At 49.2% G+C, this 22,756-nt stretch carries 22 protein-coding genes; 6 read left to right on the top strand and 16 right to left on the bottom strand.

The features are described from left to right. Positions 1–129: 129 nt before the first annotated feature. Positions 130–615, bottom strand: coding sequence for a type III secretion system chaperone family protein (locus HER31_RS07205; protein WP_168659937.1), 486 nt, complete (start codon positions 613–615; stop codon positions 130–132). Positions 616–1,288: 673 nt separating this feature from the next. Beyond that, positions 1,289–2,323, bottom strand: coding sequence for a Glu/Leu/Phe/Val dehydrogenase (locus HER31_RS07200; protein WP_168659936.1), 1,035 nt, complete (start codon positions 2,321–2,323; stop codon positions 1,289–1,291). A 197-nt stretch (positions 2,324–2,520) separates the two neighbouring features. On the opposite strand from HER31_RS07200, the gene HER31_RS07195 reads away from it, so the two are divergent. Next, the gene (locus tag HER31_RS07195) at positions 2,521–2,949 is read left to right on the top strand and encodes a DUF4826 family protein (protein WP_168659935.1); all 429 of its coding nucleotides are present in this window, start codon (positions 2,521–2,523) and stop codon (positions 2,947–2,949) included. Positions 2,950–3,019: 70 nt separating this feature from the next. On the opposite strand, the gene HER31_RS07190 is transcribed toward HER31_RS07195, so the two are convergent. From HER31_RS07190 to rluE, 5 genes are all read right to left on the bottom strand, one after another. Next, positions 3,020–4,150: a cupin domain-containing protein gene (locus HER31_RS07190; RefSeq protein WP_168659934.1), complete on the bottom strand. Its 1,131-nt coding sequence runs from the start codon at positions 4,148–4,150 to the stop codon at positions 3,020–3,022. A gap of 294 nt (positions 4,151–4,444) precedes the next feature. Next, entirely contained in the window at positions 4,445–5,812 is a 1,368-nt protein-coding gene (purB, locus tag HER31_RS07185; protein ID WP_168659933.1) for an adenylosuccinate lyase, read from the bottom strand. Between the two features lie 30 nt (positions 5,813–5,842). Further along, positions 5,843–6,454, bottom strand: coding sequence for a high frequency lysogenization protein HflD (hflD, locus tag HER31_RS07180; protein ID WP_168659932.1), 612 nt, complete (start codon positions 6,452–6,454; stop codon positions 5,843–5,845). A 7-nt stretch (positions 6,455–6,461) separates the two neighbouring features. Next, complete coding sequence (mnmA, locus tag HER31_RS07175) at positions 6,462–7,565, bottom strand: tRNA 2-thiouridine(34) synthase MnmA (protein ID WP_168659931.1); 1,104 nt, start codon at positions 7,563–7,565, stop codon at positions 6,462–6,464. Positions 7,566–7,753: 188 nt separating this feature from the next. Next, on the bottom strand, positions 7,754–8,389 hold the full coding sequence (rluE, locus tag HER31_RS07170) for a 23S rRNA pseudouridine(2457) synthase RluE (RefSeq protein ID WP_168659930.1): 636 nt from the start codon (positions 8,387–8,389) through the stop codon (positions 7,754–7,756). 138 nt (positions 8,390–8,527) lie between these two features. Between rluE and icd the strand changes: the two genes are divergently transcribed. Beyond that, on the top strand, positions 8,528–9,781 hold the full coding sequence (gene icd, locus HER31_RS07165; RefSeq protein WP_168659929.1) for an NADP-dependent isocitrate dehydrogenase: 1,254 nt from the start codon (positions 8,528–8,530) through the stop codon (positions 9,779–9,781). A gap of 293 nt (positions 9,782–10,074) precedes the next feature. Here icd and cspD read toward each other — a convergent pair whose 3' ends face one another. Next, positions 10,075–10,284: a cold shock domain-containing protein CspD gene (gene cspD / locus HER31_RS07160; protein ID WP_168659928.1), complete on the bottom strand. Its 210-nt coding sequence runs from the start codon at positions 10,282–10,284 to the stop codon at positions 10,075–10,077. A gap of 198 nt (positions 10,285–10,482) precedes the next feature. Between cspD and clpS the strand changes: the two genes are divergently transcribed. Both clpS and clpA read left to right on the top strand, forming a co-directional pair. Then, entirely contained in the window at positions 10,483–10,797 is a 315-nt protein-coding gene (gene clpS / locus HER31_RS07155) for an ATP-dependent Clp protease adapter ClpS (protein ID WP_168659927.1), read from the top strand. 27 nt (positions 10,798–10,824) lie between these two features. Next, complete coding sequence (gene clpA / locus HER31_RS07150; RefSeq protein WP_168659926.1) at positions 10,825–13,110, top strand: ATP-dependent Clp protease ATP-binding subunit ClpA; 2,286 nt, start codon at positions 10,825–10,827, stop codon at positions 13,108–13,110. Between the two features lie 391 nt (positions 13,111–13,501). Here clpA and HER31_RS07145 read toward each other — a convergent pair whose 3' ends face one another. Genes HER31_RS07145 through HER31_RS07130 form a run of 4 tightly spaced genes read right to left on the bottom strand, consistent with a single transcriptional unit; the run spans position 13,502 to position 18,200 of the window. Further along, a complete protein-coding gene (locus HER31_RS07145) occupies positions 13,502–14,893 on the bottom strand; it encodes an ABC transporter ATP-binding protein (RefSeq protein ID WP_168659925.1) in 1,392 nt (463 codons plus the stop codon). Next, positions 14,877–15,677: an ABC transporter permease gene (locus tag HER31_RS07140; RefSeq protein WP_168659924.1), complete on the bottom strand. Its 801-nt coding sequence runs from the start codon at positions 15,675–15,677 to the stop codon at positions 14,877–14,879. Before HER31_RS07140 ends, HER31_RS07145 begins: the two co-directional genes overlap by 17 nt. Then, positions 15,670–16,614: an ABC transporter permease gene (locus HER31_RS07135; RefSeq protein ID WP_168659923.1), complete on the bottom strand. Its 945-nt coding sequence runs from the start codon at positions 16,612–16,614 to the stop codon at positions 15,670–15,672. The genes HER31_RS07140 and HER31_RS07135 overlap by 8 nt, the downstream gene beginning before the upstream one ends. Next, positions 16,611–18,200 (bottom strand): ABC transporter substrate-binding protein, encoded by a 1,590-nt coding sequence (locus HER31_RS07130; protein ID WP_168659922.1) that lies wholly within the window; start codon positions 18,198–18,200, stop codon positions 16,611–16,613. Before HER31_RS07130 ends, HER31_RS07135 begins: the two co-directional genes overlap by 4 nt. 171 nt (positions 18,201–18,371) lie before the next feature. Here HER31_RS07130 and nikR point away from each other — a divergent pair, with 171 nt between their 5' ends. Continuing rightward, positions 18,372–18,794: a nickel-responsive transcriptional regulator NikR gene (nikR, locus tag HER31_RS07125; protein WP_168659921.1), complete on the top strand. Its 423-nt coding sequence runs from the start codon at positions 18,372–18,374 to the stop codon at positions 18,792–18,794. 77 nt (positions 18,795–18,871) lie between these two features. Here the strand turns inward: nikR and infA are convergent, their stop codons facing one another. From infA to aat, 3 genes are all read right to left on the bottom strand, one after another. Beyond that, the gene (gene infA, locus HER31_RS07120; RefSeq protein ID WP_028115266.1) at positions 18,872–19,090 is read right to left on the bottom strand and encodes a translation initiation factor IF-1; all 219 of its coding nucleotides are present in this window, start codon (positions 19,088–19,090) and stop codon (positions 18,872–18,874) included. A gap of 74 nt (positions 19,091–19,164) precedes the next feature. Then, positions 19,165–19,866 (bottom strand): arginyltransferase, encoded by a 702-nt coding sequence (locus HER31_RS07115; RefSeq protein WP_168659920.1) that lies wholly within the window; start codon positions 19,864–19,866, stop codon positions 19,165–19,167. Further along, on the bottom strand, positions 19,859–20,572 hold the full coding sequence (gene aat, locus HER31_RS07110; protein ID WP_168659919.1) for a leucyl/phenylalanyl-tRNA--protein transferase: 714 nt from the start codon (positions 20,570–20,572) through the stop codon (positions 19,859–19,861). The genes HER31_RS07115 and aat overlap by 8 nt, the downstream gene beginning before the upstream one ends. Positions 20,573–20,617: 45 nt before the next feature. On the opposite strand from aat, the gene HER31_RS07105 reads away from it, so the two are divergent. Continuing rightward, positions 20,618–21,091, top strand: coding sequence for an outer membrane lipoprotein (locus HER31_RS07105; RefSeq protein WP_168659918.1), 474 nt, complete (start codon positions 20,618–20,620; stop codon positions 21,089–21,091). Between the two features lie 2 nt (positions 21,092–21,093). Here the strand turns inward: HER31_RS07105 and cydC are convergent, their stop codons facing one another. Next, positions 21,094–22,755, bottom strand: a complete 1,662-nt coding sequence (cydC, locus tag HER31_RS07100) for a heme ABC transporter ATP-binding protein/permease CydC (protein ID WP_168659917.1) — start codon at positions 22,753–22,755, stop codon at positions 21,094–21,096. Position 22,756: the final 1 nt, after the last annotated feature.

Here is a 22,756-nt window from a genome sequence, read left to right as displayed (position 1 = left end):
GCATCATTGTGATCTTCAGTACCTTTATCTTTTACTGATAGAGAGCGATAGTAACTTCCGAAAACGCCGGCGTAAGCCGGCGTTTTTTTATCTGTAATTTGGGCAGTTTATTGTCACCGGTGTTCGGTGTTAGTGCATCATTAGTCCGGTTGGTACCGTTTCGATCTGGATCTCTTCGACTGGCTCTTCATTAAAGTTAATATTGAGCTTACCTACCTCAGCGGCAACTTGATGCATCTGATCTATCCCATCTCTAACGAAGAACTCAAACTGCGCTTTGCTTATGCCAGGGATCAGCGCCAGGTTATGGCACATCAATAGTCGTGGTAAAGATTCATCGATCATCTCAACGAAGATCTTCAGCGTGGGGAACTCGCAATTAAGACGGCTTAGCTCGGCGTACGCTTGCATCAACCCAGTTGGACGTAGCTCAATTGAAGCGGTGAGGTATAGGAAGTCGCCTTCAATCTCTACCTTAGCGTCGTAAATTACAGGGTTGTCTTGCAAGATAGGCAGGTGCATCCCCTCACAATTGCCACAGTGGTAAAAGTCGATTTCAAATTGTTTCAACCAGCTTTGTAGTTCGCTGTGGTCTGGAATCGGCAAGGTGGCCATAGAGGGATCTCTTCATCTTCGAAAATATAACGGCGCTTACCTTAGCGTTTTTGTCGAAAAATTTCATCTTTAATGAATATTTATCGGTGCTAAAACCCTTGTCATTGGGCATTGGCAAGCAACGTTGCAAATCAGTGGAGGTTGATTTATCCCGTTTTACCAAGGCGATAAAAGAGTCTGTGTAGCAACGAAGTGTTGTTCTTTCCAAGGCCGTTAAAGCACTGGCTAGGCGAGTCGCGATACAAAGGATAAAGCAATACCGCTATTGATCTTCTGCCGCATTGGAGCAGTTCAGCGACGAGCTTTGGACTGCGACCTACGGCAAAGGGGGCGAAGCTCCCCTTTGGGTGCCGTCGCCACCGCGACATCCCCCCTTTCAAACGCCACAATCGGTAGAGCCGAAGACTTGATATAAACCTCAACACTTAACTGTGACCCAGCCCAATCGATGCGATAACTTGCTGAGACTTGTCTTAAGTCTTCGCTGCTAACAACGATTGTGATTTGCAGCAGTCATGTCGCCGACCCATTAACTGAAAGGAGTCAGCACTTGGTTGTTTGTGTTGCAATTCGCCGAGCTGGTGGCTCAGCAGTATTCGCTGCAATAACACCGACTTCACAACTGAAAAAAGAGCCCCAAAGGGCTCTTTCGTTATTAGTGATGCAATCGGCTTTAGCTACGATTAGCGGCAATGATCGCTCGGGCCATTTCGTCTGCAACTACACCGGTGGTTTGCCCGCTTTCATCGGCCTTGGCAAAGATATCAAGTAGTGTTTGATAGATCTTACGCACCTTGGCCTCGGCCGCGTCGGCATTGTAGTCACGCTCAAATGAAACATTGATGATGCCGCCGGCATTAATGACGTAATCCGGCGCGTACAAAATTCCTCGGTCGCGTAACTGCTCTCCATGGCGCAACTCCGCCAACTGATTATTAGCGCAACCGGCAACGATGGTTGCTTTAAGTTGCGGTAGGGTTATGTCGTTAATGGTGGCGCCTAATGCACAAGGGGCGTAAACATCGACCTCTTGACTATAGATCTCATCTAGGCCAACAACGGTAGCGTTGAGTTCGCGTTTAGCTCGTTCTAACTGGGTGTCGTTGAGATCGCAGACAATCAGTTCGGCGCCAGCTTGGTACAGGTGTTCACACAGGTAATAACCTACATGCCCTAGTCCCTGTACCGCCACCTTGATGCCAGTTAGGTCATCGACGCCACGTTGGTATTTTACTGCCGCCTTAATGCCGAGGAATGTGCCCAGCGCGGTGTAAGGGGATGGATCGCCACTCTTACCTTCAAGTCCCATCATGTAAGGGGTCTCTTGGTGGGCGGTCATGATGTCTGCGGTGGTGATCCCCACATCTTCAGCAGAGTAGTACACCCCCCCTAAGGCGTCGATAGCGCGACCAAAGGCACGAAACAGTTCGTCCGACTTATCGGTGCGATGATCACCAATGATCACTGACTTACCGCCACCGAATTGCAAACCCGCTAAGGCGTTTTTGTAGGTCATACCTCGAGATAGGCGCAACACATCAGTAATGGCCTCTTCATCACTGGCATATGGCCACATGCGACAGCCCCCAACCGCTGGCCCCATGGTGGTATCGTGAACGGCTACAATCGCCTTTAAGCCAGATGCTTCGTCCGATACAAACAACACTTTTTCGTGTTGGTCAAATGATGGATTTGAAAATATCGCCACCGTGCTTACTCCATGCCATTTATTAGTGGGCGTATTGCCCTTATGTTTTGATTACGGACGCACCTTACCAGTGAGCGATGTTGCAGCCAAAGCTGTAATGTCGCCCTATCGTTAACAACTGGAACGTAAGCTTGACATTAAGGTTAGCGTCATAGACATTGGGCGCTGGAAATGGGCAACAATATCAGGAAGGAAGCATGTCTGAACAGGCCAAAAAACAACAGCAAGAATCAGCCTGGGTTCGAGCTCAATTTCAGAAAGCCAACAAACATATGGCAGAGAAAGGAGTGTTACCGGGTAAAGTGATCCTGAAAGAATCACGAAATTTGCCGCCATTTGTAGCCATCTGGAAAATTGAAGATAGCACTCCACATAAGCGTCGTTTTTGGGTGTTAACCGGTGATTTACCAACCGACATGGTCTCGGAAAGCGCGGCACCAAACGCTCGCGAAGCGATTCATCACTTTTCACTGCTATGGCAGATGAAAGCAGAAAACTTACTTCGTAGCCGAGATAAGACGCAGGTTGAGTTAGCCAAAATGATGGTGTCCCGCTCGGAAAGTTTAAATAAAATGCACGCAGATCAACGTCTGTGGGGCGAGATGAAATCCAAGCTTGCTTCGTAACTCCGGCTGAGTAACAACAAAAACCGCCATACGGCGGTTTTTTTAATGCACAAGTGAATGATCTAACTACTTATTCATCATTAAATAGCCAATAACCCTGATTAATCAACTCATTTAACTGCATACTCAGCTGCGGGTCTTGGAACAGGGGGGCTAATTGAGCCCAATGTAGCTGTTTACTGGCACTAATGGCCACAGTTACATCTTTAAGTTCCGGTGGTAACAACCAAGATTGACCATCGAAGAACAAGCGATTGTGGTGATCCCCCTCAACCTGCAAGCATTTCAGTCCGAGTAGTCGATACAATGGCTCGCCTTGTTGTAAGCGCGCAGCAGTTTGAGCAACGGAGATTGGTTCAGATGGTGGCTCCAGCGCTAATTCAAATCGGTTCTGACTTAACAGCGTACCGAGCGCTTGGTGCCAGCCATCGTGTTGCAATGATGAACTCAGCATTGCCGCAAACCCTTGCTGTTGCGCTGTACCAATAAGGTTGGTGCGCTGGTTATCATCAGCTTGTTGGTAGCGCTCATTGCCTAAGTCGTTATCCACATAGGCATCAGCCAGTGCCGATAGCAACTCTTGCTGACTAGGAGCACGAAAGCCGACAGAGTAGGATAACGATGGCACGATTGAACGTCCGCAATGGGGAAAGCCGACGGGAATATAGAGCAGGTCGCCGGGCTCCATCACTTCATTAATGATGGGCTCGAAGTCTTCAACCAAGCTCATATTGCTGCCATCGTTACGGCTGGCATAGTTACCGCGAGGGCCGACTTGCCATTGCCGTTTTCCTTGGCCCTGAATGATGAACACATCGTAGTTATCAATATGTGGGCCTACGCCGCCACCTTCGACCGCAAACGAGGCCATTAGGTCATCAAATCGCCATTGCGGTAGGAAAGAAAATTGCTCAGCAAGCTGGTCGGCGTATTCGACGTAGTGGTTAATCGCCTGCACCAGCAGCTGCCAATTGTGTTCGCCCAGCGGTGAATAATCCTCGGGAATGTCACTGCTGCTGTGCCAATGGTCTTTTTGGGTATAAACCATACGGGCGGCAGTGGCGTCCTCTAGCGCTAAGCCTGCCAGTTCGTCGGGAGCGATGGGATCGGCAAACTGAGTAAAGGCGGCTTTTATTACAACTGGTTGTTGTTGCCAGTAGTTGGCTAAGAAGTCGGCGATGTTGAGATTGAGTTGATTCATTGTGGCTCCGAACCGTTGGTTGATTCGCTACGTCATTTAGACCGAGTAAAAAAACGCTGTGTACTAACTAAGTTTTGTCCTTTCCAATGCTTGTAAAGCACCGGCTAGGGGGAGTTTTGATACAAGGGTAAAGCACTACCGCCGTTGCTCTTCTACCCCTTTGGCGGCCGTTGCCACCGCGACATAACCCCTTAAAAGTACTGCAATTGGTAGAGCCGAAGTGTTGATATAAACCTCAACACTTAACTGTAACACCGCCAAAAAAAACGCCACCTTGCGGTGGCGTTAGGGAAGTTAGAACTGCTCGAGGAACTTACCGGCATAACCGGTGTAGTTCGCTGGGGTAAGCAGCTTAAGCTCCGCTTTTACTGAGTCAGGTAGCTCGAGACCATCAATAAACTCAGCCATAATCTGCTGGTTGACCCGTTTACCGCGAGTCAGCTCCTTTAGCTTCTCATAAGGCTTTTCGATTCCGTAGCGACGCATTACGGTTTGAATTGGTTCAGCCAAAAGCTCCCAGTTTGCATCAAGCTCAGCCGCTAGGCTGGCCTGGTTAACCTCAAGCTTGCTGATCCCTTTGAGGGTCGACTGGTAAGCGATAATGCTGTAACCCATACCAACACCAAGATTACGTAATACCGTCGAGTCGGTTAAGTCTCGCTGCCAGCGAGAAACTGGCAGTTTAGCCGCCAAATGTTGAAACAGGGCGTTAGCTAAACCCAAGTTGCCTTCGGAGTTTTCGAAATCAATTGGGTTCACTTTGTGCGGCATCGTTGAGGAACCGATCTCACCGGCGATGGTTCGCTGCTTGAAGTGACCCATAGCGATGTAGCCCCAGATGTCACGATCGAAGTCCAATAAGATGGTGTTGAAACGCGCCAACGCATCAAACAGTTCGGCGATGTAATCATGCGGTTCGATCTGAGTAGTCCACGGATTCCAAGTCAAGCCGAGGCTGGTGACAAAGCGATCCGCCAGCTGGTGCCAATCAACATCGGGGTAAGCAGACAGGTGTGCGTTGTAGTTACCAACGGCACCGTTGATTTTACCAAGTAGTTCAACACGCTCGATCTGTTCAACTTGGCGAGCCAAACGCATGGCAACGTTAGCCATCTCTTTGCCTAAGGTGGTCGGCGAGGCTGGTTGGCCGTGGGTGCGGGCCATCATTGGTACATTGGCGTTATCACGGGCCAAGGTTTTGATGGCATCAACGATACTGTGAAGGTTAGGTAAGATGACTTGCTCGCGGGCTTCAGTAAGCATCAAACCGTGGGACAGGTTGTTGATGTCTTCTGAAGTACAGGCGAAGTGAACAAATTCATTAATGGCGTGCAGCTCGGCATTGTTGGCAATCTGCTCTTTAATGAAGTATTCAACCGCTTTTACATCGTGGTTGGTGGTTCGTTCGATCTCTTTAACTCGTGCTGCATCAGCTTCACTGAATTGCTCGGTGATACTGTCTAGGTGCTTCAACGCGACTTCGCTGAAGCAGGGAACCTCTTCAATTTCTGGGCAAGCGGCTAACAGTTTTAGCCAAGAGATCTCCACTTGTACGCGATATTTAATTAAGCCAAATTCGCTAAAGATCCCACGAAGGTCCTTTGTCTTGCTTCCATATCGGCCATCAACCGGGGACACCGCGGTTAAAGCTGAAAGTTCCATGAGCACTCCTTGAGGTAAGATGTTTTTTTATTATTTTGCTTGCTGTGCAGTGGCGACGATCGCTTTGCGAGACAGTACCAGTTGACGACGTTTGCCGCCTAATTGACGCCACAAAACGGCCGAGCGGACTGCAGCTAACAGTAGGGTTCGGATTTTATATTGGTTTGTTTTTTGTTGCAGTTGCGCTGGCGTGCCAACGACTTGGATACGGTTGCCCAGAGGGCTGATTACATCGGAGTAGACCGAGGCCAGATTGGATAAAATCTGCTCCTCCATCACATCGTAATGATGTTGTTGGCGTTTCACCTGAGAGAGGCGCTCGGCCAACATTGACAGCGCCGCCGGCTTAGCACTGAGCTTGCGCTCCAGAGCTAACACACCAACTAGATAGCGAGTCAGATCGACATCTTTCTTGGCGCCATCACCAAGCTGTTCAACGATAACGTCATAGCCATTGCTTAAATCGGTGTCGCCAAATACATCTTGAGGACGGTCAGGATCGGTAACGATAATCGAGTTGATGCTGCCTCGAACGGCGTCATCATCGGCTTCAGCGCTGCCGTAACGGGCAATATTGCGAACCTGATCGATTGCTTGGCAGATGCCAGCAAACGCCATAGTGCGTAGTTCTAATGTTGTCATTAATGCCTCAGCGGATTAGACGCTCAATGATGCCGCCGCCTAAGCACACTTCACCATGGTAAAAAACTGCAGATTGACCTGGGGTTACTGAGCTAACTGGCTGATCGAAGATCACTTCCAATTCACCGCTGTCTAACGGGGCTACAGTACAAGGTACATCGTGCTGACGGTAACGGGTTTTAACCGTTAGGGTGGTGCGTTGCTGTGGACCCTTACGGTCAACCCAATCAAGCTGATTGGCAATCAAGCCTTTGGAGAACAAACGAGGGTGATCCGCACCTTGACCAACGATAAGTACATTGCGCAGCAGATCCTTCTCAACCACGTACCATGGCTCGCTGCCGGAATCTTTCATGCCACCGATACGCAGACCCTTGCGTTGACCTAAGGTGTGGTACATCAAACCTTCGTGTTGACCAACCACTTCACCTTCGGCCGTTTCTATATTGCCAGGTTGAGCCGGTAGGTATTTGCCCAAGAAGTCTTTGAACTTACGTTCGCCGATGAAACAGATACCTGTGGAGTCTTTCTTATTATGAGTGATTAGGCCTTGCTCTTCGGCAATGCGACGAACTTCAGGTTTCTCAATCTCGCCAACAGGGAACAAGGTTTGCCCTACGTGCTCTTCACCAAGGGTGTAGAGGAAGTAGCTCTGATCTTTGTTGTCATCAAGACCACGTAGCATCTCTACTGAACCGTCTGTATTAACACGACGGCGAACATAGTGACCGGTAGCGATGTAATCGGCACCTAATGCTTCAGCTGCAAACTCAAGGAAAGCCTTAAACTTGATCTCTTTATTGCACAGGATATCCGGATTTGGGGTACGGCCAGCTTTGTATTCCGCTAAGAAATACTCAAATACATTGTCCCAGTACTCGGCAGCAAAGTTAACGCTGTGCAGTTCGATCCCTAACTTGTCACATACTGCCTGGGCATCCGCTAGATCATCAGCGGCCGCGCAATATTCTTCTGAGTCATCCTCTTCCCAGTTTTTCATGAAAAGGCCTTCTACTTGATAGCCCTGCTGAAGTAACAGGTAAGCAGAAACGGAAGAATCGACGCCGCCGGACATACCGACGATCACCTTTTTATTGCGGTTTTCAGACATAAAAGTAATGGATGACAAATTAAGTTGGAAATTATGGGAAGGCATTCTACCACGGCTGTAACAGTGGGAGCCAACCTTGCGAAGAAGCAAAGGTTGGGGCGCTCTGGTTGGTTTTCAATACAACAAGCAAAACTTATCTCTAAGCCGCTATTTTTGTTGCTTAACATTTTTTGCACTCAGTTGTTTTTTTAGGCATCTGCTGGTCGGTATTTGCCCAGCTTTAGACCATCAAGGGTCCAGTTACCAATACGGTATCGAATCAGACGTAGGGTTGGATGGCCGATGTGGGCGGTCATACGCCGCACTTGCCGATTTCGGCCTTCGACAATGGTGATCTTTAACCAACTGGTGGGAATGTTGGCTCGCTCGCGGATTGGAGGGTTACGTGGCCACAGCCAATCAGGTGCACTCACCAATTCGATCTTAGCTGGCAGGGTAGGGCCGTCTTTGAGCTGCACGCCGTTAGCTAAGTCCCGTATTGATTCGTCTGTAGGAACGCCTTCAACCTGAGCGTAATAGGTTTTGCTGGTCTTTTTACCCGGTTGAGTCAATTTAGCTTGCAGCTTACCGTCGTTGGTTAACAGCACCAGCCCTTCGGAATCACGGTCGAGCCGCCCGGCCGGATAGATATCTTTAATGGGCACGAAGTCCGCGAGCGTTTGTCGCCCTTGGCCATCGGTAAATTGGGTTAGGACATCAAATGGTTTGTTAACCAATACCACCTGAGTCGGTCCGCTTGGACGGACAACCTTGGGTTTGCGATGTGGACGGGTTGCCCCGCGCGCGCTGTTGTTGGCGCGATTTGAATAAGATTTTTTGATCATAGCGCTATTGTATTCCCATCGAGTCAAACACAACTAGAAAAAAGTACGATTCCCCTAATAAGGTGATTGATCTATCATATGCGCGGAAAAAGGAGAGTTAGATCGGTTTAGCCGACTTACCATTACAAGGAGAATAAAATGGAATCTCATATCCAGCGCCCTGCTCAGGGAGAAGTCATCTCTGTTGATGCAAATGGGGCACTGAATGTTCCGAATCAACCAATCATTCCTTTCATTGAAGGCGATGGCATTGGTGTCGACGTTACTCCGCCGATGCGTAAAGTGCTTGACGCTGCCATTGCTAAAGCCTACGCAGGTGAACGTCAAATCCACTGGATGGAAATCTACTGTGGTGAAAAATCAACTCAAATCTACGGTGCCGACACCTGGTTGCCGCAGGAAACGTTAGACGCGGTACGTGAGTACAAGGTGTCTATTAAAGGGCCACTAACTACGCCCGTTGGTGGTGGGATTCGTTCACTTAACGTTGCTTTGCGCCAAGAGCTTGATCTGTACGTGTGCTTGCGTCCAGTGCGCTACTACGCAGGTACACCAAGCCCACTTAAACAACCTGAACTAACCGACATGGTTATCTTCCGTGAGAACTCTGAAGATATCTACGCTGGGGTTGAGTGGCAGGCGGGTACGCCGGAAGCGGATAAGGTTATCAACTTCCTAACCAAAGAGATGGGCGCAACCAAGATCCGTTTTGAAGATAATTGCGGCATAGGCATCAAGCCGATCTCGAAGCAAGGCACCGAGCGCCTCGTTCGTGCAGCAATTCAGTACACCATCGACAATGATCGTGATTCATTAACCTTGGTGCATAAAGGCAATATCATGAAGTTCACTGAAGGTGCCTTTAAGGACTTCGGTTATGAGTTGGCGCAGAACGAGTTTGGCGCCGAACTGCTCGATGGTGGCCCATGGTGTAAGTTTAACAACCCGAACACCGGCAAAGAGATCATCGTTAAAGACGTTATTGCTGATGCGTTCTTACAACAGATTTTATTACGCCCAGCGGAATACGATGTGATCGCCACCATGAATCTAAACGGTGATTACATCTCTGATGCATTGGCTGCACAAGTAGGTGGTATCGGGATCGCTCCAGGAGCCAACATCGGTGACGGTGTTGCGCTGTTTGAAGCTACTCACGGTACTGCACCGAAGTACGCAGGCCTAGACAAGGTTAATCCTGGTTCGTTGATCCTATCTGGTGAGATGATGTTGCGTCACATGGGCTGGACTGAAGCTGCGGATCTGATTGTTCAAGGAATGGAAGGCGCTATTGCAGCGAAAACCGTAACCTACGATTTTGACCGGTTGATGGATAACGCTACCTTGCTGAGTTGCTCTCAGTTTGGTGATGCAATTATTGACCACATGTAATTGTGACCATAGTTAAATAAAAAAGCTGTGTACCAATTAGGTGTTGTTCATTCCAATGCAGCGAAGTGTTTTGGACTGTGACATAGCCCCTTTCAAACGCCACAATCGGTAGAGCCGAAGGCTTGATTATAAACCTTCAACACTTAACGGTGACACAGCCAATAAAAACGCCGACAGCGATGTCGGCGTTTTTTTGGGTTTTGTCGTTTAGAAAATGTTCGTTTTTGCTAAACGACAAAAATAAAAAAGCAGACCAAAGCGATCTGCTTTTCTATTTTTGGGGTGCCACTTGGTTACATGTCTGAAGATTTGATATTAGAAGCGTGCATGCCCTTAGGGCCACGTTCCATCTCAAATTTTACCTCTTGACCTGCTTTGAGTGTGCGGTAGCCGTCCATATCAATGGTTGAATAGTGTGCAAACACATCTTCACCACCGTCCTCAGGGCAGATGAATCCAAACCCTTTGGCATTGTTGAACCACTTTACTGTTCCTTGAGCCATACCCTACATCCTTCTACTGAGTCGTTCCCGTGTATCTTGTAATCATCGCCTCGAGCCCATATAACAGAAAACGTGCCGATGGAGATGTCAGCGTTCAAGCGCTGTACACTATGAATTAACAAATGGATAACATCTGAGTCAAGAACTATTTGATTCCGTGTTCAATCCAGAAGCGTAAAGAGTGGCTAAGCTTTCAGTATGAGCAAGCAATTTGAGTTGGATGACGTTGTAGAAAAAGAAAAGTTAGAGCAAGAGCTCGAACCGCCTCGACTTTTCAAAGTAGTTTTGAACAACGATGACTACACTCCGATGGAGTTTGTTGTCGAAGTCCTAACCCGATTTTTCAATCTAGATGAAGAAAAAGCTACCGAAGTGATGCTTACCGTCCATTATAAAGGTAAGGGTGTTTGTGGCGTGTTCACTTTAGATATCGCTGAAACAAAGGTGGTTCAGGTGAATGACTACGCTCGAGAGAATCAACATCCTTTGCTGTGTTCGTCAGAGCCAGCTTGATTTAGCAACTATGGGGAGTTGGCGAACATGCTGAATAAAGATTTAGAAGTGACGTTGAACAATGCGTTCCAACAGGCTCGCCGTAATCGCCATGAGTTTATGACGGTTGAACACCTGCTGTTGGCACTGCTTGATAACCCATCCGCGCAGGAAGCGTTAACGGCATGCGGCGCTCAATTAGATTCGCTGAGAAAAGAAGTTGATGTCTTCATCGAACAAACTACGCCATTGATCCCTCAAGATGACGGTGACCGTGAAACTCAACCTACGCTTGGATTTCAGCGCGTGTTGCAGCGAGCCGTTTTTCATGTACAGAGCAGTGGTCGTAATGAAGTATCCGGTGCTAACGTGTTGGTCGCGATATTCTCAGAGCAGGAATCGCAAGCGGTCTACCTGTTAAGAAAGTCCGATGTAACCCGCCTCGATGTGGTTAATTACATTGCCCACGGCGTTTCCAAAAAGGAAGGCGATGATGACAGCGGTGCCGCTGATGAAATCGACAATGAATCACAAAACGTCGGCATGGAAAAAGAGGAGACTGGCGGCGACAAGTTAGAGAATTTCGCCACTAACCTCAATAAACAGGCGGAATCTGGCCAGATCGATCCACTGATTGGCCGCGAAGAGGAAGTTGAGCGCACTATTCAGGTGTTATGCCGCCGTCGTAAGAACAACCCGTTGTTGGTTGGTGAAGCCGGTGTCGGTAAAACCGCCATCGCTGAAGGCTTAGCGTATCGTATTGTTAATACAGATGTGCCAGAGGTTATTGCCGACTGCACCATCTACAGTTTGGATATGGGGGCCTTGCTTGCCGGTACCAAGTATCGTGGTGACTTCGAAAAGCGATTTAAATCGGTCTTAAAGCAGCTACAACGCAATCCAAAGGCGATCCTGTTCATTGATGAGATCCACACCATCGTTGGCGCAGGCGCAGCCTCAGGCGGTATGATGGATGCTTCTAACTTACTTAAGCCATTACTTTCGAGCGGAAAGTTACGTTGTGTCGGCTCAACCACCTATCAAGAATACCAAGGTATCTTTGAGAAGGATCGTGCTTTGGCCCGTCGATTCCAAAAAATCGATGTGCCAGAGCCTAGCATCGCCGAAACAACTCAGATCTTGATGGGCCTTAAGAGCCGCTATGAAGAGCACCATCAGGTTCGCTATACCCAATCAGCATTGAGCGCAGCGTCGATTCTGTCGGCGAAACACATCAACGAACGTCAATTGCCAGACAAAGCTATTGATGTAATCGACGAAGCGGGCGCCCGCATGGCGATGCTACCAGCCGCGAAGCGCAAGAAGACCATCTCGGTTGCCGATATTGAAAATATTGTCGCCAAGATCGCGCGGATCCCAGCCAAGTCGGTCTCTGCTACCGATAAAGAGGTGTTAGCTAACCTCGACCGCAACTTGAAGATGGTGGTATTTGGTCAAGACCCGGCCATCGATGCACTTACCTCTGCGATCCGTTTGTCACGCAGTGGCTTAGGCTCAGAAGGCAAACCGGTCGGTAATTTCCTTTTTGCTGGCCCAACCGGTGTCGGTAAAACTGAGGTTACCCAACAGCTGGCACGGCAGATGGGGGTTGAGCTGATCCGTTTTGATATGTCTGAGTACATGGAGCGCCATAGCGTCAGCCGCTTGGTTGGTGCACCTCCAGGTTACGTAGGTTACGATCAAGGTGGTCAGTTAACCGACGCGGTCTTAAAGCATCCACATTCAGTAGTATTGCTGGACGAGATTGAGAAAGCACACAGTGATGTTTATAACTTGCTGTTGCAGGTGATGGATCACGGTACGCTAACGGACAACAACGGTCGTAAGGCTGACTTCCGGAACGTAATCTTAGTGATGACCACCAACGCTGGTGTGCAGGAAACCATTCGTCAGTCGATCGGCTTTAAACAGCAAGATCATAGCTTCGATGCGCTTGGTGAAATCAACAAAGTGTTCTCGCCCGAGTTTCGTAACCGTCTTGACGGCATCATTTGGTTTAACCATTTAGATATTCAAGTGATTGCCAAGGTGGTTGATAAGTTCTTGGTAGAGCTTCAAGCCCAGCTTGATGGCCGCGGAGTGCAGATGGAAGTCTCTGCAGAAGCGCGGGTATGGCTGTCTGAAAAGGGCTACGACCGCAACATGGGCGCTCGCCCTATGTCGCGAGTAGTGCAAGAAGAGGTTAAGAAACCAATGGCTAACGAGATCTTGTTCGGTAAGTTACAAAAAGGTGGCGTGGTTAACATCGATCTTGCTGATGGTAAGTTGGTGTTTTCCTACGGTAAAGCCAAGGCGCCCGCAGTCACTTCTTAAAAGACTCGGTTCTATGTGTTAAGCGCATCAACAAAGCCAGTTACCATAAGTAACTGGCTTTTTTAGGGCTGTGTCGTAGTTAGTTGTTGAAGTTTATCTTAAGCCTTCGGCTTCACCGATTTCGGTGCTTTTAGGCGATTATGTCGCGGTGGCGACGGCACATTCTTTGATGCATTAGGGTGGAGCTTGGCCCTTTTGGAATTCCCCTTTGCCTTAGGTCGCCGTCCAAAACGCTTCGCTAAACTGCTCCAATGCGGCAGCAGATCAATAGCGGTAGTGCTTTAACCTTGTATAGCGATTCGCCTAGCCAGTGCTTTAACAGCCTTTGAAAGAGCAACACTTAATTAGTACACAGCCTTTTTAATGGCGCAAAGCACTGCCAGTTAATTAGCTAGCGGCTCTTGAGGCGTAGAGTCCGATCACAAACTTTTTCGATTAACATCGGATCGTGACTTACTAATACAACCGCACAGGCTTGCTCTCTGGCAACTTCGACCAATAGCCCAATAACCTCTTGCGCAGTAATGGGATCAAGGCGTGAGGTGGGCTCATCAGCAAACAGAAACACCGGTTTGAGCAACAGTGCCCGCAAAATGGCAAAGCGCTGAAGCTCACCGCCTGATACGTGGTTGCTTGGCCGTTTCAGGAGTTCAGGGCTAAGGTTCAAGCGGCTCATTAACGGCGCAACCTCGGCCTCGCTAATATCATGTAACTTGAGGATATCGTCGACTAGCGTGCCCAAATTTACACTGGTGGTAAAAGCAGCCGGTGGGTCTTGGTAGAGCTTCAGCCATTGGTGGGACTCGGTTGTATTACCAATCTTAGTAACTGAGCCAGCTAGAGGGGCGAGCAAGCCCAGTAAGGTATCACCTAGGGTACTTTTGCCACAGCCGCTGTCACCGACAACCCCCAGTATTTCTCCCTGATGCAAGGTGAAGTCGATGTCGCTGGCCAATAGATTGCCATTACGTCCAATCGCCAGTTTATTGATATCAAGCAGTGGCTTGCGCCGTGGAAGCGGGGGAGCGGTTACAGGCCAACACTTCGGTTGGGCCGCAATCAATGCTTTGGTGTAAGGGTGGGTTGGACTAGTGCATAGCTGTTCAATCGGGCCGCGTTCAACTACCTTACCCTGATTCATAACAATTGCATCACCGCCAAGCTTTAGTGCCACTTCAACGTCGTGGGTGATGGTTAGCAGCCCACCGTTAACTGCGGATTGCTGTAACAGGGCGATTACGTCGTCGCGGCGGCTTACATCCAACCCTTTGGTTGGTTCATCAGCGAGCAGCAGTTGGGCTCCACCGGCGGTTGCAACGGCCACGGCTAAACGCTGTGCCATCCCGCCAGACAATTGTTGTGGCAGCTTGTCGCCATGCTGATAGAGGTCGAAGCGGTGTAGGTCGTCGACTGCGCTATCGTAGGACGATTTGAATGACTTACCACCCACTAGTTGATGCACCTCGATTAGTTGTTGATAACAGGGCATCAATGGATCCAACGCGTTCCATGGTTCTTGCGGCAACATCACCATGTCACTGCCCCATAAGCCCTCTAACTGCTTTTGGCTACGCTGGCGCCCTTGGATTTCAACCGTTCCCGAAGAGCTAAGGCTAGCGGGTAGCAGCCCCATAATTGCTTGAGCCAAAAGACTCTTACCCGAGCCAGTTTGACCTAGAATGGTCAACGGCCGACCGTGGTATAGCGCTAATGACAATGGCGCCAATAGCGTAGCTTCCGACGAACGAATGGTGAGGTTATTAAGGTTAATCAGTGGTGTCATTACGCTGTCCTGCTAGTAAGTGGAAGCCTAGAACCAACAGGGCAATTCCGAGCAGCGGTTGGATTAATATCCAAGGCGCACTTTGGTAATGGGGAAACAGTTCGACCGCCATCAAACCAAGCTCTGCCATTGGTGGTTGTATACCAACGTAAACAAAGCCAAGGGCAGCCATGGTTAATATTGCGTTAGCGCCGCCAAACGCCGCTAAGGTGAATACTGGCTGTGCCAGTGATGGCCAGATATGGCGTTTGAATTGGTACCACTTGCCGAATCCCATCATGACTGAGCTTTGTCGTTCGGGGCTATTGATAACGGTACGGGTGATGGCAGCTACTACGCGGTAATATTCGACCCATTGGACTAATGAGATAGCTAAATAGATTGCCCAGAACGATCCTGGTGCGATAGCAGCAAACAGCAGCACCACAACCAATCCTGGCATCGCCAAAACGATGTTACTGACCGTATCGAATACACGTGTGAGCTTGCTACCTTGCCAGGCACTACTTACACCCAGCATCACGCCAATGCTGGCAGAGGTAAGCATGCACACGATGCCAAGGCTAAATGAAAGCAAGATAGCATCGGCCATACGTGCCATCATGCTACGACCATAATGATCGGTACCAAACCAATGAACGGCATTAGGCATCTGTAACGTTGCAGCTAAGTGCTGTTCCGCTGACGACCAAGGCAATAACCAGCTGACGAGCATTGAAGCGATAAGTAAGGTGCTTAACAGCAAGGCGCCACATTTTTGCGTTGGTTGAAGACGGTTAATCATTGCTGTTGCCTCCGCGAGGATCAATCCAGTAACACAACAGATCATTAGCGGTATTGAGCAATACAAACAGCAAGCCCATCATTAGCGCACTGCCTTGGATAACTGGTATGTCACGGGCAAAAATAGCGTGCGCAAGGCCGTGGCCGATCCCAGGCCACGAGAATAGCGACTCGATCATCACGATCCCTTCGATTACGGTAATCAGTTGAATCCCCATAAACGCCACCACAGGAACCGCGATGTTGCGCAGCCCGTGACGGCAGAAGGTACTGATTTGAGAGAGTCCCTTAACCCGTGAAAACTGATAAAACGGGGAGTTGATCACTCGCACGGTAGCATCGCGTACAACTCGATTTGAGACAGCCGCTAGACTAATACCTAATGTTAGCGCTGGCAGTACGAGGTAGTGCCATGATCCAAATCCAGCCACGGGAAAGCCACCTTCGCGCATCGCTAAGGCAAGGATCAGTACTAACCCTAAAACGAACACTGGTGTCGCGCGCAGTGCGGTCGAAATCCACAGCAGTAGTCGGTCACACCGGCCCCCTTCGAATGCTGCGAGGAACCCTAGTGGCAGGGCTACAGCAATCGATACCACGATTCCAGCGCCTGCGAGAAGCAATGAATGTCCTAATTGGTGTTCAATCATGTGGATTACCGGCTCGCCACTGACCAACGAGGTGCCAAAGTTGAACTGAAGAGTATCCAGTAGCCACTGGCCGTAGGCGGCCAATGGGTGTTGGTCTAAATTCAGTTCTTGCCGCACCAATTCAGCAGCGTGGCTATCGACGTTATCTTGGCCATAACGACCTGCTGCAACGCGGTAGGCCATGTCACCCGGCAACGAGCGCATAAGCACAAAAGTGAGGGTGCCGACGCCCCAAATGACAGTCAGCAGTTGGCACATTCGTTGATAAAGCAACGTTTGAACACTCATTGCTTAAGTAACTCCATCTCATTGATAAAATAGCTGCGTTCGAATGGATCGAATCGGAACCCTTTGACTCGTTGGTTAACCGCGGTGTGTTGGCTATAGGTGATGACTGGGATCACTGGACGCTGTTGGTATATCTGTGTGGCAATCTGTTGGCTCAAGGCAAAGTCTTCGTCGCTATTGGTTACCGATTCCAACTGCTGTAGTGCCTGCTGAACCAGCGGTGACGACCAATTCATCGCTCCCCAATCACCACCATCAGCGGCAAAGTCGCCACTGATGGCGGCGAGCGGATCGGCAATAAAGCTGTAATTACGAGCCATCAGAGCGACCTCCAACGAACCGTCTTGGTGACCAGCCGGGATCATGCTTGAATTGGTAACATCAACGGCCAACTCAATGCCAATTTCAGCCCACTGGGCTTGAATGGCTGTGGCAACCGCGGTCAGTTCTGGCCGATCAGCGTAGGTAATTAACCGAAGCGTGAAACGTTGTCCCTGCCGTGTGAGTACGCCGTCATGACCCAACCGCCAGCCGAGCTGAGTAAGAAGTTGTTTAGCCCGATGTTGGTTCTGCCCTTGAACCTTCGCGTCAGCAACATGCCATTGCGGTAAAATCGGCGGCAATAGTTGTTCTGTTTCGGTCCCCGGCGAATGCAATATATTTGCAGCAATACCTTGGCGGTCGAGCGCTAAGCTCAGCGCTTGTCTTGCGTTAACATCGTTAAGCAGCGGATGGCCGCTGTTAAGCTTTAGCGTCATGGTGCGTGGCAGCAATAGGGAGTGCACCGAAACGTTATCGCTGTCCTCAAGTTGCGGCAGGGTGGCCGGATCAACGGTAAATACGATATCAGCGTTACCAGACTTGGCTTGCAGTACTCGGCTTTCGGCGCGATGACCGGTCAGATAACTGGCGAAGGGAATGGTTGGTTTGTGGCCCCAGTAGTTATCGTACTTAGCAACGATAATCTTGTGCGGTGGTTCAAAGGAGAGTAACGAATAGGGACCAGTGCCAATAAGCTCAGTCACTTTACCTTGTTGATCGAACGCGGCTGGGGAGAGCACCACATTAGCGTAGTTGGCTAACAAGGCCCCCAGTAATCGATAAGGGCGTTTGAGTGTAATTGTGAGTTGTAGTTCCGATTGGGCTTCAATAGAGGCAATTGGCGCCCGTTTTAACGCACCGTGGTGGCTTAACGCCTTAGTTAAACTATTAATGACAGTTGCGGCAGTCAACGGTTGGCCGTCATGAAACAACACATCATTGCGCAACCAGAAGTGCCAACGAAGGCCATCATCGCTAACTTGCCACCGTTGCGCTAACCCAGAGGTTAAGTTGCCTTGCTCATCGACATTGAGCAGGGTTTCGATAACCTGCATACGCGTATATATGTAGCCGTGTTTGGATGGTTCGATACTGGTGAACTCCCACGGACCACTAATCGCCAAGGTATTGCTTGGGTTTTGTCCAGAGGGGTTGAGCGCCAGTAAGCTACTAACTAACCACAGTAGAAGGCTGACAACCATTACTGTACCGGTAACGAACAAAGCCTTTTTACGTTGTAATGAAGCGTATGAGGGGATAGTCATAATGTTGTTACGGGTCGTCCTTGACGCTTGTTGACCGGCGTGGGTTCAACACCAATCAAATAATTAGTGTGACGATTATTTCAGACTTCACACTAATAGGATGTGAGCAACTTCAATTGCAGTATGAATAATTTAAAAATATTATGATTGTCAATGAGCAGGGGGGGAGTTATGAGTACCGAACGTATCACCATGTCATTGGATAGCGACCTATTGGTTGAGCTTGACCGATTGGCCGCCGAGGATGGCTATAAAAACCGCAGTGAATTGTTTCGGGACATGATTCGTCATCAGATCCGTGAACGTATGCTGGCGGCTGAGCCAGCAACGGATTGCGTTGCTACGCTAAGCTACGTGTTTGACACCCGTAAACGAACGCTTGCTACACGGTTGATGGACAACCTCAATCAGTATCATCATCTGGTACGAGCTAATACATTAGTTTGCGTTGATGAGCACTTTCGGATGGAGTCGATAGCATTGCGTGGACGCGCCGATCAATTGCAGCACTTTGCCAACATTCAATTGAGTGAAAGTGGTGTGCTAAATGGCTGCTTGCACCTAGTGCCGTTTGTCGCCAATGAAACCTGTTAACGGGCAGTTATTCACGTTCAAATCGCAGCCACAAAAAAGCCCAGCATAAGCTGGGCTTTTTTGTGGGATGATCGCGATTAACGAGCACGGAATACGATGCGACCTTTGGTCAAATCGTATGGTGTAAGTGCTACAGTTACCTGATCGCCGGTCAAAATACGGATGTAGTGCTTACGCATTTTGCCAGAGATATGAGCGGTAACAACGTGTCCATTCTCCAGTTCCACTCGGAACATTGTGTTGGGCAGAGTCTCAAGGACAGTGCCCTGCATCTCGATACTATCTTCTTTTGCCATCGAGGAATTATCCCGTTATTTGTCTATGAAAAATCGGGCGTATCATGCCGCATATAAGGGCTTAAGTAAAGGTTTTAGCCCGAGAACGGCAACCAACGATCCTGCTTGTACAATTCAGCAGGGCCAAATTCAGTTTTATAGGCCATTTTACCGCACTCATCGATTTGATAACCAAGGTATAAATAGTGTTTCTTTATTGCTCTAGCGAGCTCGATTTGAGCGATAATTGCTCGTTTTCCTAGCGAGCGTTCATTGAGATCATCAGCATAGAAAGTATAGGTGGCGGATAAGCTATCAGGAAGTACATCGGTAACCGCTACAGCAACTAAACGATTATTAAGCCAACCCTCGAGAAAAAGAATGGAATGCTGGCTACTTAACAGAAACTGATCAAACTGTTTATCCGACGGTGGATACATCGAACCATCGCTATGACGGCCACTGATATAACTATGGTACAGCGGTCGATACTCGGGTTTGACGGTATCGCTGGTTTGCCAGCGAATGTCACGGTTCCTATTTATTACTCGACGTTGTGAGCGGCTTGGTACGTACTGTTCAACTAACACCCGAACAGATTTGCAGGCTTTGCAGTTACCGCAGTGGGGGCGATATATCTGATCGCCCGAGCGTCGAAAGCCGACTTGGAGCAGTTGCTCAAATTGGCTGGTGTTTACTGGGTCACAACACAGCAACAGGGTCTCGTTTCGATTGTCGATATAGCTGCATGGAAACGTTTGGCTTAAGCCAATTCTTATTTGGTGCAAGTTAGACATGAATCGCGGCCTTATGCTGACGCCAATGGTTCCATTCGATATTTTTGTTTTTTAACTCGTTCAGTTTAGTTAGAAATTGCGATCTGGTTAGAATTTTTGAACCGAGCGACTGTAGGTGAGGGTTATCGATTTGCGCGTCGATCAACTCAACTCCAAGTGTTTGACAATGTTGACCAAGCAGGTAAAGCGCTAGCTTCGATGCGCCAGTGGAGCGGTGGAACATCGATTCACCGCAAAAGGCAGCACCAACCGCAACACCGTAAATCCCACCGACTAACTGCTGTTCTTGCCATATCTCGATGGAGTGCGCCAGACCTTGATGATGGAGCTGCTGATAGGCTTGGATCATCGCTTCACTAATCCAAGTGCCCTGGTCATCACCACGGGGCTCCGCACAGGCGGCTATCACCTCACTAAAGGCGGTGTTAACACTAAAGTGATAATTGAACTTACGGCAAACTCGTTTGGTCGAACGGGATAGGTGGATCTCTGCGGGAATGAATACTGCTCGTTGTTGCGGTGACCACCATAGAATTGGGTCGCCAGGATTAAACCAAGGGAATATCCCTTTACGGTAAGCGTCCATTAAACGTTGCACCGATAAATCACCGCCAACCGCTAGCAACCCATCAGGGTCTTGCAGCGCGTAGGAATGGTTAGGAAAGCCGTAATTGTGATAATCAAGGTATTGGACTGCACTGAGCATGATAATCTATTTCACAGAGTCGTTTATCGCTTATCAGGAGATCTTATGACATATGTAATTCGCTCGATAGTATTAATTAGCGCATTGTTGAGCGGCTTTGTTAGTGCCGGTTATCAACGCAATCAAGCGGTGCCGGTTGAAAAGGTAAGTTACGGTGAAGTGGTATCGGTGCGGCAAATCACCACTCAAGAGCTACAGAACGACCAATACAGTGGCTGGAAAACCTTCGGCGGGGCATTGCTTGGTGGGCTCATCGGAAATCAATTTGGAGACGGATCCGGACGGGATGTAGCAACAGTATTAGGCGCAATTGCTGGTGGTGGTATGGCTCGAAACCGTAATCCTTCCAGTTATTACGTTGAACAGCAGCTGCTTGAGATGATGATCCGTCTTGAAGAGGACGGCAGTCAAGTTATGGTGGTACAGGACGTAGACCGTAACATGACTTTCCAAGCAGGTAGCACGGTCCGTGTGGTCTACCTGCGAGGTGGGTATGTGCGTGTTGATAAAGCGATGTAGTGCTAACTCACACTGAGTTTGCCGTTAGCCATGTACTGGATCTGATCCATATGAGCTAATGCGGCTGGTTTGTGAGTAACATAAAGCATGCTTCTGTCAGGGCGATGATTCATCAATTGATCGATAATGGCGACTTCAGTGTCGTCGTCGAGCCCCTCGGTCGGTTCGTCGAGTAACAACAACGGCGCCGGGTGGAGCATGGCTCTAGCCAAGCCTAAGCGTCGTTGTTCACCACCAGAGAGCAGCCGACCGCCATCACCAAGCCACTGTTGCAGACCATCACCACTTAATAGCTTATCCAGTTGCACCTGTTGCAGGGCCAGTATTAGCTCGTCATCGCTAGCATCTGGTGCCGCTAAGCGTAAGTTGTTGGCCAATGAATCGTTAAATACGTGGATCTGCTGACTAACAACGCAAATCATCTGCCTTAGGCCCGACTCACTGAAATCTTGCAACGGTGTACCGTTAACCGAAATGGTACCGCTTTCAGCGCTGAGTTCACGGGTAAGCAGCTGCAACAATGTTGATTTACCACAACCGGTTTGACCAACCAAGGCACATTTATTACCGGCGCCAATCACCAGTGATAAGTTGTCGAGCACTGGTTCAGGGTTGTTTCCATAGCGATAACTAACGGCTTCGACGGTCAGGTTTACTGACGTCGCTGCTGGTTGCGTGCCATAAGTGACTTCGCTTGGCTGTTGTAATATCTCGTTAAGGCGTTTGGCAGCGGTTTGTGTTTGCCCTAAATGCTGAAACGCACCAGCAACTGGTGCAATTGCTTCAAAGCTAGCCATTACTGCAAATACAATTAACGCTAACAACGGCCCAACAGCGTTATCCGCGGAAAAAACTTGATAGCTCAGCAACAACACGGCCAGCATAACCCAGCCAGTAAACAGCACGACCATCCCTTGGGACGCACCAGTTAAGTTGGCCATCGTTTGTTGTGACTCAATCAGAGCGCTTTCATGTTGCTTGATCTTGCTTTGCTGACTGCCTAGCGCATCAAATACCCGCAACTCGTTGTGGCCTTGCAGATACTCAAGCATATGCTGGCGTAGCATCATCTGCTCGTCACCAATCCGCTCCCCAGGAGTTTTACCAAGGCGATAGAACAGAAGCGGCAAAATCAGCATCAAAGCGGTCAATACTAACCCTAGGCTCAAGCCAACAATCGGCGCAAAATAGCCAACTAACAGTGATACCGCGATAATGGTGAAACTGCCGGCAACCAATGGTGTTATTAGACGTAGGTAGACATGATCGAGGCTGTCTATGTCAGCCACCATTCGATTAAGTAGGTCCGCTTGGCGCACGCCTTTTATCTGCTCAGTACGCAGTGGCCCTAGGCGCCGGAAAAACCAGCTGCGCAGTGTTGCAAGCAGGCGGAAGGTTGCATCGTGACTGATGACGCGATCGGCCCAGCGGAATACCGTTCGACCTAAGGACAGTCCACGAACCGCCCCAGCTGGCATAAGGTAGTTAAAGTCAGCACTTCGAGCGATAACCAGACCGGCGACAGCGCTGGCGCTAATAAACCAACCTGAAATCGACAATAGACCGATTGATGCCAGCAATGTGAGTACAGCAAAAACTAGGCCGAAAGCCAGTCGGCGCCATTGTCGGCGGTAGAGATGCAAAAATGGTTTTAACTCATCCATA

It is taken from the genome of Ferrimonas lipolytica (assembly GCF_012295575.1).
GTDB lineage: Bacteria > Pseudomonadota > Gammaproteobacteria > Enterobacterales > Shewanellaceae > Ferrimonas > Ferrimonas lipolytica.
The sequence above is the reverse complement of the archived record's forward strand: the minus strand, read 5'-3'. Positions and strand labels throughout refer to the sequence as shown.

Bases quoted from the DNA above. Each gene is read 5' to 3' on its own strand.
- clpS (WP_168659927.1), top strand. From the start codon at position 10,483: ATGAGCAAGCAATTTGAGTTGGATGACGTTGTAGAAAAAGAAAAGTTA.
- aat (WP_168659919.1), bottom strand. From the start codon at position 20,572: ATGCTCAGTGCAGTCCAATACCTTGATTATCACAATTACGGCTTTCCT.
- mnmA (WP_168659931.1), bottom strand. From the start codon at position 7,565: ATGTCTGAAAACCGCAATAAAAAGGTGATCGTCGGTATGTCCGGCGGC.
- HER31_RS07195 (WP_168659935.1), top strand. From the start codon at position 2,521: ATGTCTGAACAGGCCAAAAAACAACAGCAAGAATCAGCCTGGGTTCGA.
- icd (WP_168659929.1), top strand. From the start codon at position 8,528: ATGGAATCTCATATCCAGCGCCCTGCTCAGGGAGAAGTCATCTCTGTT.
- HER31_RS07115 (WP_168659920.1), bottom strand. From the start codon at position 19,866: ATGTCTAACTTGCACCAAATAAGAATTGGCTTAAGCCAAACGTTTCCA.
- infA (WP_028115266.1), bottom strand. From the start codon at position 19,090: ATGGCAAAAGAAGATAGTATCGAGATGCAGGGCACTGTCCTTGAGACT.
- clpA (WP_168659926.1), top strand. From the start codon at position 10,825: ATGCTGAATAAAGATTTAGAAGTGACGTTGAACAATGCGTTCCAACAG.
- HER31_RS07130 (WP_168659922.1), bottom strand. From the start codon at position 18,200: ATGACTATCCCCTCATACGCTTCATTACAACGTAAAAAGGCTTTGTTC.
- HER31_RS07135 (WP_168659923.1), bottom strand. From the start codon at position 16,614: ATGAGTGTTCAAACGTTGCTTTATCAACGAATGTGCCAACTGCTGACT.
- HER31_RS07145 (WP_168659925.1), bottom strand. From the start codon at position 14,893: ATGACACCACTGATTAACCTTAATAACCTCACCATTCGTTCGTCGGAA.
- hflD (WP_168659932.1), bottom strand. From the start codon at position 6,454: ATGACAACATTAGAACTACGCACTATGGCGTTTGCTGGCATCTGCCAA.
- cydC (WP_168659917.1), bottom strand. From the start codon at position 22,755: ATGGATGAGTTAAAACCATTTTTGCATCTCTACCGCCGACAATGGCGC.
- HER31_RS07140 (WP_168659924.1), bottom strand. From the start codon at position 15,677: ATGATTAACCGTCTTCAACCAACGCAAAAATGTGGCGCCTTGCTGTTA.
- HER31_RS07205 (WP_168659937.1), bottom strand. From the start codon at position 615: ATGGCCACCTTGCCGATTCCAGACCACAGCGAACTACAAAGCTGGTTG.
- rluE (WP_168659930.1), bottom strand. From the start codon at position 8,389: ATGATCAAAAAATCTTATTCAAATCGCGCCAACAACAGCGCGCGCGGG.
- cspD (WP_168659928.1), bottom strand. From the start codon at position 10,284: ATGGCTCAAGGAACAGTAAAGTGGTTCAACAATGCCAAAGGGTTTGGA.
- purB (WP_168659933.1), bottom strand. From the start codon at position 5,812: ATGGAACTTTCAGCTTTAACCGCGGTGTCCCCGGTTGATGGCCGATAT.
- HER31_RS07190 (WP_168659934.1), bottom strand. From the start codon at position 4,150: ATGAATCAACTCAATCTCAACATCGCCGACTTCTTAGCCAACTACTGG.
- nikR (WP_168659921.1), top strand. From the start codon at position 18,372: ATGAGTACCGAACGTATCACCATGTCATTGGATAGCGACCTATTGGTT.
- HER31_RS07105 (WP_168659918.1), top strand. From the start codon at position 20,618: ATGACATATGTAATTCGCTCGATAGTATTAATTAGCGCATTGTTGAGC.